Genomic DNA, 15,206 nt, shown 5'->3' on the forward strand with positions numbered 1-15,206 from the left:
TTAGTTTTCAATGATCTCAAACTCAAACTTAACCCTTCTTTCGAAGCGTCTCATCGTTTGTGGACGGGAATTATAGGGGAAAATGAAATGAATGTCAAGAGCTTTTCGAAAGAATTTAAAAGAATTTACTAAAAGTTTTCAAATTGACGTTATTTTCACTATTTAGTACCTTGACATTCTCCTGTAGTATTATCTAAGATGCATACATAACCTGTTTCTGCTTTGACAGTTATAATAGATGTTTGATCATCAGACCCAGTTAAAGTAATATTCATATCTGATGTTAATAATAATTTATGCCAATCATCACCTAAATTTGGTAAAGCATTTCGGTACGGTCTTCCTATATTATCAAAAGCAATCCGAGGTTGACTAGAATCATATGAATTAGTTCCTCCACTAATAACAATATTCTTAATTCCAAATTTACGTGTTAAATTAATTAATTTATGATCATCTACTGTATTATTGAAAGTGCCATTTCCTAAGGATTCTCCTGTTAAAGGGTCTTTTGCTTCTTCTTGTTCTGTTGAATCACCATCAAAAGATTTATCTGAAAATATTTCGTAAAACCATTCCTTTTCTGAAGCATTATTGTAATCCTTGACTGATCTGAATCGTATTTGCCATAATTCTGAAGGCCAATTAGCATTAGTTGAATCAAAACGATCATCAACCATAGCTAAATGTTGTGTATAACGAATATGATTTGCAACTTGTTCAGCTGCGTCTGAAAGAGGATTAGTATTTAAATTTGGAATAGATAATGCAGCTAAAAGACCAATAACAATAATAACAAATATGAGTTCAAGCATAGAAAAAGCTGTACGTTTCATTATAAGTACCTTATAAAACAAATTTCATTAAAAACGATTATAACAAAATATGGAAAAAAAAGAGGAGAAAAAAAGAGGGGATGGATTCCCGCCTTCGCGGGAATGACGAAAATACACAAAAAGATAGTATTAAATCTCGTCTGCCAATTCGACGTTGTAAAGAATATCATCCGTCGGATGACGATACATTGGCATACCAAGACGTTTTTCATCTAAGATATGACCAATAAATCCGATTGAGCGACCCACTACGAAGAATGCATTCAATGCACCAGCATCGATGAAACCGTCAATCTCTTCTTCAGAATATCCAAGGGCACGCCACATATCAACCATCAAGATACCGATAGTTCCATCAACGTTCAAAATAAGGTTATCTTTTTTCGACGTTGTCAATTTTTCTACTTCAAGAGCGAAATCCAACAACGGCGTGCTTGGGAAAAACTCTGCCGCATATTTTTTCAAACCTGATACACGAAGATCTGGATTACGAACCGATTTGATACGGTGACCGATACCGGAGATTGTTTTACCCTCTTTTTTCATGTAATCGATAAATTCTGCCGGAGACATTCCACGGTCATTTGCGTATTTGAAATAACGAGCTGCATCATCGATAGCACCACCGAAACGTGGTCCAATAGTTAAAAGTCCAGTTACCAATGAGCTGATAACATCTTTTCCTGCACGAGCAGTCACTTTTGCATTGTGTGCACCTGATACCGCTGGACCGTGATCGGCAACGGTTTTGATAACAGTCTCAAGATAGTCTGTTGCCCATTTCGGATAACGTTTTTTGAACCAGAGAAGTGAAATAACATCGCCGATACCAAAACCAGTATCCGGAGTAGCTACTGAGCTAATCGGATAACCGGCATAAGTCGCTTCATCACCACGATCATCAGAAATCGTACAAATAAACTCTTTTTTACGACGTACTTTTGGGACAGCACGAAGTTCAGGCTCAACGATTTCGCCGATTGTTCCCTCAGAGCGAAGTTTTCCATAAACATCTGCTATGGTGTGTGGAAGATCGTTAAAACTTGCAGGTACATAGATACCTGCTGCTGCCATAGCAGCATTTTTAGCGGCTGCCGTTTCAGCATCAGCATTTGCCGAAGCACCTGCATGACCAAATTGTACCCCTGAACTAAAATGTTTAGCAATCGTCCCGATACACCATGCGATGATTGGTTTTTTGATTTGACCGTTTTTGACCGCTTCGATTACTTTGTACTCTTCAGTACCACCGACTTCACCGAGAAGAACCATGTATTTAACTTCAGGGTTGCTCTCCATACGAAGAAGGTTATCAATAAATACTGATCCTACGAAACGGTCTCCACCGATTGCCACACCCTCAGCAATACCATCAGCATTGATAGAGATGATGTTGGAAAGTTCATTGAAAAGACCGCCTGAACGCGTTACCAATCCACATGAACCTGCACGGTGAAGTTTAGAGTTAATGATATTTTCGATAGTTCCACCGACGTTAGCGATTTTGAATCCACCCGGAGCGATTCCACCAACAGTAGCCGGCCCGATAACAACAACACCCGCATCACGAGCCGCTTGATTCATTTTACGCGCTAAACGCTCAGGAATCCCCTCAGCGGTTACCATGACGGTTTTGAATTGCCCTTTAAGAGTGATCGCTTCCATCGTAACGTCATACGCTGTACGGAATGAGCCGAAGTTTAAAAGAACATCAGCATTAGGAAATGCAGCAGCCGCTTCGGTAGTGTTACGAAAAACCGGAACCATGATTTCATCAGGACCGTAGAAAAATTTCTCGAATTTATTCCCAGATGTTGGAGCTACAATCGCTGCAACAGAGGGTTTTGTGCGATTAATAACATAATCATAATCCAACATACGTTGAATCGCACTCGCGTTGTTATTCCAGAAAATCGCTTGTGTATCTTTGGTAAATAAAGCACCCATATTTTTCCCCTTACTTCTCTAAAGCCATACGTACGATATCCGTAACGTGTGTTTCTGGCCCATAAACTTCGATATAGAGACCCAAACGGTCTGCCGCTTCTTTGATATCTTTGAGACCTTTTTCGTAGTTCGGTCCGCCACGACGTACATAAATACGTGTTCCAACCGCTTTCATACGATCAGCATAACTCTCAAACGATTGGATAATACCTGTAAAGGTTTTCGCAACATCGGTAAAGTTCGCAATAGCCCCACCAATGATAAGGATTTTATCGCGGCCTTTTGAATCTTTGTTACGTGTCATCAAATCCAAAACGGTATCCGCATAGAATTTGGTTTCACCTGTTGTCGGTCCACCTGAGTATTCACCGTAGTTCGCAAGGTCTGATACATTTCCAGACAAATCCGCAATAGTGTCAGCGTATACAACCGAAGCACCACCACCGGCTACCATCGTCCAAATGCGTCCCATTGGATTGAGAATAGTGAGTTTCAATGAAGCACCCGATTTTGAGTCTGCTTCTGCAATCGCTTTCTCTTCAGGAGATTGATCTTCCATACCAAACGCTGTTGGGAACTCCGCACCACACCAAGCATCTCCCATCATAAATCCTGCCGTGTCATCAAGACGTGCAACAAGGTCAAGAATATGCATATCGCTACCCACCATAACGATTGGGTTGATTTCTAAATAAGCAAAGTTTTGATCACGATAAAATTTATAAAATTGTTCAGCAAAAGCGATAAAGCGCTCTTTATTCTCTGCTGGAATTCCGGCAGGAACATTTGCACGAATCAAATGAGCAATATTAGTATCATTCATAGTAATAGGGATTACTACTTCATTAACTTTCTCTTCCCATCCTTCTTCAACTTCCATACCACCCTCAGCCGATAGATAAAGAACATCATCTTCACCAACCGTAGTCGCTGAAATATAGTACTCTTGATCTTGCGAGTGTGGAGTAAACGGCTCAACAATAAAATGGGTCAAAATCCCTTTTTGACCAGAAAGGAGCGTAGTCTCATTAGCGATTTTTGCATCGATCCACGTTGCAGCTTCTTCAAGTGTGACATCTCCCGGTTTATTAGTACGGAATAAAACTAAGTCATTTTTACCGCGTTTACCGAAAAGCATATCCGGTTTTGCAACCAACGCTTCTTGTTTTAGCCATTCAAAACCATGCTCTTGTGCTTTTGCACGAAGTTCATCACCATTAGTTACCAATACCGATTTAAAACCGTAATGGAAACCGCTGAAGTATTTTTCCCAATGTTTTGAGAAAATTGCTTTACCATCGTATTCACGAATTGCTCTTTGAGCCATTGCAACTCCTTCGAAAAATCTATTTGAGAATAATTATAACCAATATGGAGTATAGAAATACTCAATCACTACTATTTTAAAGAGTTGAAAAGGTTTATTTGTTTACTTTTGTAACATATATAGTATATATGGGAATATTAGTGTAACTAATTGTAACTTTATTGCTTCCATATTCTTTATTATTACTCAAAAGTGTTGAACGACACTCACCAATTCCATAAAAGCGGAGACGTAATTGCATTTTTTCATTCGTAGTTACACAGGCAATATTCTCTTCTTTAAGAGCTTTTGCTAAATCTTTAGCAACATGCATCGTATAAGAAAAATGGTCTTGCGGTTTTTTGATCCATTGATAAAACCAATGATTAAGCAACACTGCTAAAGCATTTAGAACAAGAAGGGTAAAGGCAGTATAAAACAGTAGTCGATAACGACGACGAAACATCGATAAGCGTATACGATACGTATGTAAAAATGTTTGTGCGGCAAGCGGTAACGCTACCATCACATAAGGTGCAAAATCTTGTATATTCACTTTTTGACGAAACGACAATAAAAGAGAAACAATGAACATACTGGATGCAATCACCCATAAAAGGTCACGTTCGTTGGCAATAAAACGACGATAGAGTACATAAAAAAGATAAATAAAAACCAACGGTGAAAAAATTGCCGCATATATCCCAAGCGCATCTAAAAAGTGACCTTTTGGAACACCTCCGATAGCAGGGTCAAAATAGATGATTGACGCAATAAATAATAGTGAAGAGAATAGTATTAAAAGATAGTTTTTCCGTATAAATGCGTATAAAACTAAAGAGAGGAAAAAATATATAGAGGTAGAATCAAGAAATAAAAAAAATGGCAAAACGATTAATGACCAATTTGCGTATCTCAAATAGAGATAGACGAAGGTAAATATAATGGCTATTTTCAATCCTGCTACGTTTACCAAAAGAGCAGCGCTTGTTACCCCCGGTAAAAGGAGGTATATCGCCATAATCCATGCTCGATCGTACTTTCGTGAAACATAATAACCTGAAATAAGATACAAAAGGATTGCGGAATAGAGATGGATGAAAATCATCGGTAATCGTAAAGCGTAATCGTTATACCCGAATGAATTTAGGAAAAAAGTAACTAAACTCTTGATAAGAGAAAAATCGCCATATACTATTTTTGCCTCAGAATAACTGATTGAAAGTCCTTGGATTTGTGCCAACAAGATAAGGAGGTTAACCCCTAGCAGTGTTGCAAAAATCTTTCGTTCACTCATAATTTGAGAAAATTATCCAATATTTCGTGACCGTACTCGCTCATAATCGATTCTGGGTGGAACTGAACCCCATAGATAGGTTTATCTTTGATTTCCAATGCCATTATCTCATGGTCATCTTCACTGTACGCCGTGGGAATAATCACCTCAGGAAGATTCTCTTGCTGTACAATCAGTGAGTGATAACGGGTAGCGGTGAACATCTCCGGCAGTTTGTTGAAAATCGGGCTCTCCCCTTCGCGGATCATTCTCGATGTTTTACCGTGCATCATCCGATTTGCCCGTACTACTTCGCCACCAAATACCTGTGCAATGCTTTGGTGCCCTAAACAAATACCTAAAATAGGGATTTTATCGGCAAAATATCGGATCGCTTCGAGGGTTACTCCCGCATCATCGGGTGTTGCAGGACCAGGAGAGATGATGAGTTTTTCAGGGTGCAGTGCTTCGATTTCTTCTACACTCATCTCATCATTACGAATAATTTTCAAATCAGCACCTAATTCGAGACAATACTGGACAATGTTATAGGTAAAACTGTCATAATTATCAATCATTACTATCATATTTTTCTCCTACCACTCTTTAATAACATTATACAAGCTATCGCGCTCAACGGGGATAAATCCACTGTTTTTAATCAAAGCGACATATTCATCGAGTTTGACACCGTGTGCACTTGCGGCACCTGCTGCAGAGTTAATCGACTCGCGCTCAATTGTACCATCCAAATCATTCGCCCCGAACTCTTGTGCCACCAATGCCAAGTTTACGGTTGACGTAACCCAATAGGCTTTAAGGTTCGGAACATTATCCAAAACGATGCGACTAATCGCCATGGTTTTTAGAATCTCATGTGCCGTGATGTACTCTTTTACATTCAAATAGTTGTTTTCACTTTGATATACGAGAGGTATAAAACAGTTAAATCCCCCACTAACGTCTTGTAAATCGCGGATTCGGAACATATGATCGATTCGGTGAGAACGTTCTTCAACATGACCGAATAGCATCGTGACATTTGATTTCATCCCACGTTCGTGCCATTTACGATGAATCTCGAGCCATTGTGCGGAAGTAACTTTGCCTTTACAGATGTAATCGCGTACTTTTTCATCGAAAATCTCCGCACCCCCGCCTGGCATCGAATCAACCCCATTGCTTATCATCAAATCGAGTATCTCATCGTAGCTTTTACCATACTCTTCGGCTAAAAAGTGGACTTCTGCCGCTGTGAGGGCTTTGATGTGGAGTTCTGGATGACGTGATTTAATTTTGCTAAATACTTCCAAATACCATTCTAATCCCGTATCAGGATTGTGGGCGGAGACGATATGGACTTCACGAATCCCGCGTGAAACGATGTCATCGGTAATCGCTAAAATCTCTTCATGGCTCATCGCATAAGGGTTCGGATTTTTACGACTCGCACTGTAGGCGCAGAATTTACAGACGTCTTTACAGATATTGGTCGGGTTGATATGGCGATTGATATTAAAATAGGTGCGTTTACCGTGCAATGATTGCCGCTTTTCATCAGCTAATTCACCAAGTGTAAAGAGATCTAAATCGTATAAAGAGACCGCTTCATCAAAGGATAAACGGATATTTTGTTTTACTTTTTCGATAATATTCATGAAAAATCTTTAATTCTATATTTTGACGCGCATTATAGCAAAAGAAAAACGATACAATATCTTTAAAAAGTAGTTCCTATGAGTATCACAGAACAAATAGAAGACCTCATCGAGCGTAAAGCAAGTGATTTTGAGATTTCCAAACTCTTTAAAGCGCATATCAGCGATTATAAAAATTCACTTCCTGAACTTTTTGAACGTAATCAAGGAAAAGATTTTCTCGTCATTCACACCAAAACTCTCGATTCGATTATTGGATTGATGTATAAAACAATCCTAAGACGCCTTTTTGGTAACTATCTTCCGATGCGGGGGAATATTCCTATCGCCCTCATAGCCTTAGGTAGTTACGGACGCGAACAGCTCTGCGTTCACAGTGACATCGATTTGATGATCGTCTATGAAAAAAACGAGGGGTATAACACTGCCGCTATTATCGAAAAGTTTCTCTATCTCGCATGGGATGCAGGGCTAAAACTCGGTCATCGCGTCCATGAAGTGAGCGATTTGTTTAACTCTTCACGTGAAGATATTACGATTAAAACTGCGATGATGGAATCACGTCTCATCATCGGCTCCCCCTTTACATGGAATGCGACCCAAAATCGACTCACCCTCATCCGCCATGATAATCCCAAAGCGTTTGTGTTAGCAAAAATCGAAGAGGCGCAAAGCCGTCGTACAAAATACCCTTTTTCAATGCAACCCAATATCAAAGAGGGTGTAGGAGGCTTACGAGATTCTCAGCTCCTTTATTGGATAGCTAAAACTGTGTATGGGGTTAATACGCTGCGAGAACTGACAGGGAGACTTTTTAGTGAAGAGCAGTATCGAGAATACCGAATCGCGCTAGAACTGCTATTTCGGGTACGCAGTGCACTGCATCTGCTCGCCAACAAACAGCAAGATCAGCTTGCCCTCGATTTTATGCCGACTATCGCGAGGATGCTCGGATTTAGTGATGAGAGACGACTCGTTACCAAGCTTCTAGAAGCGCAATGGCGTATTAATAATTTCACCCAAATTTACGTCAAAAAAATGGCGCGACATTATCTCAATGATAGTTCACAAACCTCAACAATCCGCTCAAGTCGTTTGAGTAAAGGGTTTTACGGAATCGACGGAACCCTGTATAGCTCGTTTCATCTCCCAACCCCATCGATAGACACCCTCCTAGAACTACTCGTTAGTCTCGAAGATCGTGAGTGGAAGTTTGATGCAAGTGTTTTATTCCATTTCACCTATGTTACTATCAAACACCCTCTCAAAGTCAAAACCCATGCACTAATCCGTAAACTGTTTGAACGTAACCATCTCTATGTGATTCTCAAACTCTTTTATGATGCGGGGATTTTGCACCACCTCATCGGTGCGTTCAAAAAAGTACTCCACCTTCCACAGTTTGACGGATACCACCACTACCCTGTCGATTTGCACTCCATCAAATGTATTGAGGCGTTAGAGAATATCAAAGACCCCAATGTTGAGATGCTCTATACACCACTCCCTCTGAGTGATAAAGTGCTTCTTAAAGCGGTTATTTTACTCCACGATACCGGCAAAGGTCGAAAACAAGATCATAGTGAAGTGGGGGCGAAACTGATTGTCCCTTTTATAAAAAGTATTAAACTACCTCAACCGACCCATGAGCGCGCCGCTCTTTTAGTTCGTCATCACGTTACTATGAGCAACGTCGCCTATCGTGAAAATCTCTACAGTGAAAAAACGCTGTACCAGTTCATGTCCAAAATCAAAACACCTGAAAATCTGAAACTCCTCTATATTTTAACCTACGCCGATATCAACGGTGTCGGTGCGGGTACCTATACCAGTTTTGGAGCCAATCTTCTCCATGAACTCTACGAAGCATCCCTCGAAATCGCCTCTCAGAATGATCGTTTAACCGATGCCATTAAACGGCAAAACAAAGAGAAACGGTTGGTAAATGATTTTAATTTTACGCAGCTCAATAAAGCGGAACAAAAAAAGATTCTCTCAGTCGAATCAAACCTTTTCTTTTTTAAACATACCCCTGATGAGATTATCGAGCTCTCAAAAGAGGCATTTGAATGCCAAACATTTACCTATCAGCTCAATATCGATGGGGGGCTTATCATCCATATTTTCCGCCGAATCCCCCTCAATCTCGGCTATTTGCTCGGAAAACTCAGCTACCTTGATGTCGCGTCGATGGATATTTTTACCCTTTTTGATGATATCAAATATTTTAAAATCGAGTTTTTACAACGACCACGTGAGGGGACAATGGAGCAAATCGAACTTATCGTTGAAGAGGCATTTGATATGTCTAAAAAACTCGATCTCCCAAAACCGATCATCAAACCCAGCGAAATCACCCTCGATTGTGACCACTCTCTCAACTACGCACAGCTCAATCTCAACACTACCAATCAACGGGGATTACTCGCCTATTTTGTCCAACTTTTCGACGAAGCCAATATCAATATCGCCACGGCGAAAATCCATACCGATAAAAATAGAGCCAGAGACCACTTCTTAATCGAAAAACAAAACAGGATGTGCGATAATGCGCACGAAATTATTGCTATATTAACAGGAGCGTAACATATGTGTGGAATCGTAGGATATATCGGAACTAAACCGGTCAAACAAATTTTGGTTGACGGATTACGTGAGTTAGAATATCGGGGATACGATTCAGCAGGAATAGCAGTCTTGCAAAACCACCAATTCTCTTTGTTTAAAGCGGTAGGAAAGTTAGTCAATCTTGAAGAAAAAGCGCAAAATTTCGAGAGTACAGGGTTTTCCGTTGGGATTGGGCATACCCGTTGGGCAACTCACGGTAAACCGACAGAGCTGAACGCTCACCCCCATCTGGGAGAAAATTCGTATGTTGTCCATAACGGTATCATCGAAAATTATGCAGAGCTCAAACACAAACTGACTTCACTAGGGACACAATTTCTTAGCCAAACGGATACCGAAGTTATCGTCCACCTTTTTGAACACCATCTCAAAACCTCGACGACCCCATTCGAAGCTTTTCAGAAAACACTCAATGAGCTCGAAGGGGCTTATGCCATCCTCCTCGTCAATGCTTCAGCCGATGATACTATCTTTTTTGCCAAACACGGCTCACCGATGATTGTCGGACGAAATAGTGAGAATGAGACCCTTTTTGGCTCATCCGATGCGGCATTGATTGGAAAATGTCACGAAGTAATCTACCTCGAAGATGGTCATTATGGATACGCAACAAAAGAATCTATTTATTTGTATGACACCCATAACACCCTTCTGTCACTCAAATTTACACCGTTAAGTGAAAACAAACTCTCCGCTCAAAAAGAGGGATACCGCTTTTTTATGGAAAAAGAGATTTATGAGCAAAGCACTGTTTTAGGTGACACCTTGATGGGGCGGTTACGAGAAGAGAGTGTCTATTTCGAAGAGCTCAACCCTACTCTCTTTGAAGGGATCAATGAGATTAAACTTTGTGCCTGTGGGACAAGTTATCATGCCGCAATGGTCTCTACTTATCTGCTAGAGCGTCACGCAAAAATCAAAACCTCTGTCGAAATCGCCAGTGAGTTCCGATACCGTGAACCCCTTTTATCACCCGACACTCTCTTTGTGGTCATCTCTCAGAGTGGTGAAACGGCAGATACCTTAGAATCACTCAAAATGGCGAAAAAAGCGGGACTCAAAACCCTCGTTATCTGTAATGTCGATAACTCCTCTATGGTTCGTCTCGCCGATGCCTCTATCCTCACCCGTGCAGGGATTGAAAAAGGGGTTGCCTCTACTAAAGCATTCGCTACTCAAGTAAGTGTATTGTGGATGCTCAGCCTCTATCTCGCTGGCGAGCGTAAAACACTCAATAATACTGAGATAGCGCGCCAAATAAAACTACTTCGTACCCTTCCATCCGTTGTAGCTGTAGATAATAATATTCATGAACAACTTCGTCGTCTAAGTAAACGTTACCTCCATGGACACGGCTTTTTCTTTATTGGACGCGATGTATTTTTCCCACTTGCACTAGAAGGGGCACTCAAACTCAAAGAGATCAGCTATCTCCATGCCGAAGGGTACCCAAGCGGTGAGATGAAACACGGACCTATCGCATTAGCCGATCCAGAGCTCTTTACTATCGCCCTCCTTCCGCAACATAAACTGTATGATAAAACCAAAAGTAATGTGGAAGAGCTCAGCGCACGCGATTCGACGATTTGCTCAATCAGTCCCCTCGATTTTGATAAAGCAGATGACCATATCCGTACCCATCATCATGATGATTATATGCTTGAATTTTTTGAAATGATGGTGGTACTCCAGCTCCTCTCAATGGAGATTGCTATCCGACTGGGAAATGATGTCGATATGCCTCGTAATCTCGCCAAAAGTGTTACTGTAGAGTAACACCTTTCACCTATTTCCTCTTTTAAAATTCTTTTAATCCTTATTTAGTTATGCTAAGTGCTTATTATTAAAAAACAAAAATAATTTAATTTTAAAGCAGGTCTTCTTCATGAATACAAATCGACGAATCCAATTTATAGTTTTCCTAATGCTTATAGGTCTGACCGCAGCAACAATCACCAATGTTGCACTTAATTTTAGGGATTATGGGTATAACAATGCTATAGAAAAATCTAAAATGACCGCTGAAATCGTCCGTGACGGTCTTACGGCACACATGGTTAACGGTATTATGGACAAACGTGATTTTTTTCTAGGAAATATTGCCAATATTAAAGATGTAGAGAATCTTTGGGTTGTTCGCGCCGATAATGTTATTAAGCAATACGGCGAGGGACTGCAAAATGAAAAACCACGAGATAACATTGATAAAAAAGTTTTAAAAGAGGGGATAACATTACGTCAAAGCAAAGAAGACGCCAATAGTGCGATTTTACGTGTCACTATCCCTTACATTGCTACTTCATACGGTAATCCAAACTGCCTTAGCTGCCACAATGTCCGAGAGGGGGATGTCCTAGGTGCAATCAGTATGGAATTTAACATTAATAATGTTCGCCAAACCGGAGCAATGACCATTGCAAAAATACTTGGTATTAATCTCTTTTTCATAGTGGTCGCCCTTTGGGTTACCCATCATTACTTTAAGCCGTACATGCAATTATTTGAGAACCTTCAACAAGGGATTAAGCGGGCACGCACCGGTGATTTCTCTTTCCGCTTCACCACAACACTCAAAGATGGTGGAAATGAAGTTGCCGAACAGATGAATACACTTTTTGAAAAAATAGACGATACCTTTGGAGGTATTAAACATGATCTTGGAACGTTTATGACTCGATCAAATATCTCCTGCAGTGATCCACTAAATACTGCCGGAACCATTATTAGAGAACTCTCTGATGTTTATAAATTTAAAAAAACCATCGAACTTGATAATACCAAGGATGAAATTTATGCACGATTTATTTATATACTCAAAGAGAAATTTAATTTTGACCATTTTGCACTGTATGAAGTTGATAAAACAGCCAAAATACGTCGTCTCGTCTACATTACCGATCACCAAAGTTTTTGTCTACCAGGTGTGGATAATAATTCCTTAGAGTGCCGAGCATATCGAACTAATAGCGATATTTACTCTACCGATTTTCCCCATGTTTGCCAAAACTGCTCAGTTAATGATAAACAATATACCTGTATCCCATTTAATATCAACGATGATTTAGCTCTCACCTTATCATTTTCAGCAAAAGATATGCAAACCATTGAAGCCTTGAATTTTGATATTCCAAGTATCAAAAACTACTTTGAAGCGGCTAAAGCGGTCATAGAGAGTCGAACATTAATGGATAAACTTCGTGATTCATCCTTACGAGACGGGGCCACACACCTTTACAATCGACGATTTTTAGAAGAGTTTATCGACCACAGTGCCAACCAAGCGACTCGTATTCATGTCAGTTACTCAATTTTAATGATCGACATTGACTTTTTCAAAATGATCAACGACACTTTTGGTCATGATGCTGGAGATATTGTTATCAAATCGCTTGCAGAAATTCTTCAGACATCAGTCCGAAAAATCGATCTCCCTATCCGTTATGGCGGAGAAGAGTTTTTACTCCTCCTCCACAACACAACACAAGAGGGTGCACTTATGGTTGCTGAAAAAATACGTACTACTTTTTCTGAAAAGAAATTCCAATTTGGTAGCGAGACTATCAACAAAACACTCAGTATAGGGGTTTCTCATTTCCCATCCCAAGCAGATTCCATTTGGAAAGTCATTAAGTTTGCTGATTTAGCACTTTATGAAGCAAAAAACACAGGGCGAAATCGTGTAATAGAGTTTGAAGATAGAATGTTTACTGGTGGAGATAGTTTTTAACGTTCCAGTAAACGAGGATGAAATTTAGTAACTAGATTTCCACCCTCACGTTTAGACTCAGCCATTGCAATACGAGCATATACAACACATTCTTGGATATCTTTATGATATTCTGGGAAAATAGAACTACCGATACTCACCGTCATAATAATACCGCTTGGGTGGGATTTTAATTTTTTATTTGCCAATAATGAGCGTACTCGCTCTCCCACACTCGCCGAATAGATCGGATCACAATCGTAAAGCAATACAATAAATTCATCACCTGATGAACGGACAACTAAATCACTCTCCCTTAGTACATCTAATAAAGTATGTCCAATCAAAGCAATAGTTTCATCTCCTGTTTTTTTGTCATATACCTCATTAATCACACCCAATTTATCTACATTAATAACTAAAATACCATAAGGGATTACTGCACGTTTTGACTCTTTAAGTATTTGGAACATCCGTTCACTTAAATAACTTTGATTATACAGTCCGGTTAATGAATCAATTCGCTCTAATCGCTTCAGCCTATCACCCATTTGATATTGCGCTAAATGGCCTTTAATCTCTACCATTGTTTGCTTAATGGCATCTTCATTTGTACGTACAAAATGGTGACGTTGTCTATTCTCATTAAGTATTGAAACGACCATAGTATTCGTGCTGGAAATCGAACAAGGAAAACAAATATAATTTTCATCAGGAGAGATCATTTTAGGACATACTCTATCAGGTTGAGAAGAATCAACAACTTCTAATGATTTAGCAGCACGGCATCCACTGGTAGCATCACATAAAATTTGGTTTTTTTCATAAACAATATCGATCTCGTTAGCAAGTACCTCATGTTCAATAATATTAATATCGTTGATAGAAAAAACTTTACTAAAATATGATCCTATATGTGAATACATTTCAGTTTTATCTGTATCTTTTTTCAGTAAACGCAACAGATGCTGAATACTGTTGTACTGTCTTGTTGCCATATCCAATGCCGTCAGTGAATCTTGGGTATTATTGATAGCCATAGAAGGTGAAAGATTGACTTTAATCGATTCTATTGATTGCTGAATTTTTTCTATCAGTCGATTAAGGGATGCTGCATCGTGATCTTTTGAGAGAGATTCTGGCACACGGGCTGAAAAATTACCCTTTTCAACCAAACGTACACACTCTCCGATTGCTTCAAAACGGTTAAAATAGATCATTATATTTTTATAGAGAAAATAACTTATTGCGCCAAACAATAGAACAAGAACAGCTATTCCTATAAGAATCGTATACAGATTCAATGTTTTTAGATCATTAGTACTCATCTCTAAAGATATAACCCCAAGGGTGTCCCCTACTTTAACATCATGACAACTAAGACAATCAACCTCTTTGGTTGTAGTAGCTTTATAGGGGTAGGAAAAACGTACCGTTGAATCTTCAAAGACACCCCCTTTACTAACAATAACTCTCTCTCCACTCTCCAATACCGATTTATCAATTCCATCGTATGCTTCTTCAGTAAACGGCCCTTCTCCATATTGATTGGATACTTTTCTTGATCGAACAACCCATAGATTTTTCATCCCATCCAAAGATGTGACCAGTTTCAAAAATTCATCACGATGTTCCATGTTTCCATTAATCATATGAGCTGTTAAACCAGCCTCAATAACTTTTACAACGGAATGAGCTTGAACTTCGGTACTTTTTAGGGAATTTTTTCGTAAAACTATGACACCACTAATAGTAATAAAAATAAAAAAAACTGCTAAAGAGGAAAATAAAAGGAGAAAAATTTTTGTTTTTAGTTGCATACAATACACCCTTCATTAGAAGGGTAGAT

Annotated in this window: 10 protein-coding genes; 3 read left to right on the forward strand and 7 right to left on the reverse strand. The window is 39.5% G+C overall.

Annotation, left to right across the window (positions count from 1 at the left end; all coding sequences use genetic code 11):
- Positions 1-158: 158 nt before the first annotated feature.
- The 6 genes from PHC76_RS04600 to mqnE all read right to left on the reverse strand — a co-directional run bounded on the left by PHC76_RS04600 (position 159) and on the right by mqnE (position 7,023).
- A complete protein-coding gene (locus tag PHC76_RS04600; RefSeq protein WP_299975296.1) occupies positions 159-836 on the reverse strand; it encodes a type II/IV secretion system protein in 678 nt (225 codons plus the stop codon).
- A 129-nt stretch (positions 837-965) separates the two neighbouring features.
- Entirely contained in the window at positions 966-2,783 is a 1,818-nt protein-coding gene (locus tag PHC76_RS04605) for a citrate/2-methylcitrate synthase (RefSeq protein WP_299975299.1), read from the reverse strand.
- 10 nt (positions 2,784-2,793) lie between these two features.
- Positions 2,794-4,110: an ATP citrate lyase citrate-binding domain-containing protein gene (locus PHC76_RS04610; protein ID WP_300209833.1), complete on the reverse strand. Its 1,317-nt coding sequence runs from the start codon at positions 4,108-4,110 to the stop codon at positions 2,794-2,796.
- A gap of 94 nt (positions 4,111-4,204) precedes the next feature.
- Positions 4,205-5,386, reverse strand: coding sequence for a hypothetical protein (locus PHC76_RS04615; RefSeq protein WP_299975365.1), 1,182 nt, complete (start codon positions 5,384-5,386; stop codon positions 4,205-4,207).
- On the reverse strand, positions 5,383-5,952 hold the full coding sequence (locus PHC76_RS04620) for an aminodeoxychorismate/anthranilate synthase component II (protein WP_299975362.1): 570 nt from the start codon (positions 5,950-5,952) through the stop codon (positions 5,383-5,385). The genes PHC76_RS04615 and PHC76_RS04620 overlap by 4 nt, the downstream gene beginning before the upstream one ends.
- A 9-nt stretch (positions 5,953-5,961) precedes the next feature.
- Positions 5,962-7,023, reverse strand: a complete 1,062-nt coding sequence (gene mqnE, locus PHC76_RS04625) for an aminofutalosine synthase MqnE (RefSeq protein ID WP_300209835.1) — start codon at positions 7,021-7,023, stop codon at positions 5,962-5,964.
- A 78-nt stretch (positions 7,024-7,101) separates the two neighbouring features.
- On the opposite strand from mqnE, the gene PHC76_RS04630 reads away from it, so the two are divergent.
- From PHC76_RS04630 to PHC76_RS04640, 3 genes are all read left to right on the forward strand, one after another.
- Positions 7,102-9,609 carry an HD domain-containing protein gene (locus PHC76_RS04630; RefSeq protein ID WP_299973932.1) on the forward strand — a complete coding sequence of 836 codons (2,508 nt, stop codon included), beginning with the start codon at positions 7,102-7,104 and terminating at the stop codon, positions 9,607-9,609.
- A gap of 3 nt (positions 9,610-9,612) precedes the next feature.
- A complete protein-coding gene (gene glmS / locus PHC76_RS04635) occupies positions 9,613-11,427 on the forward strand; it encodes a glutamine--fructose-6-phosphate transaminase (isomerizing) (protein WP_299973935.1) in 1,815 nt (604 codons plus the stop codon).
- A 148-nt stretch (positions 11,428-11,575) separates the two neighbouring features.
- Entirely contained in the window at positions 11,576-13,378 is a 1,803-nt protein-coding gene (locus tag PHC76_RS04640) for a GGDEF domain-containing protein (RefSeq protein ID WP_299973938.1), read from the forward strand.
- On the opposite strand, the gene PHC76_RS04645 is transcribed toward PHC76_RS04640, so the two are convergent.
- Positions 13,375-15,177, reverse strand: coding sequence for a GGDEF domain-containing protein (locus PHC76_RS04645; protein ID WP_299973941.1), 1,803 nt, complete (start codon positions 15,175-15,177; stop codon positions 13,375-13,377). The genes PHC76_RS04640 and PHC76_RS04645 overlap by 4 nt on opposite strands.
- Positions 15,178-15,206 lie beyond the last annotated feature (29 nt).

The sequence above is a fragment of the Sulfuricurvum sp. genome (genome assembly GCF_028710345.1).
GTDB lineage: Bacteria > Campylobacterota > Campylobacteria > Campylobacterales > Sulfurimonadaceae > Sulfuricurvum.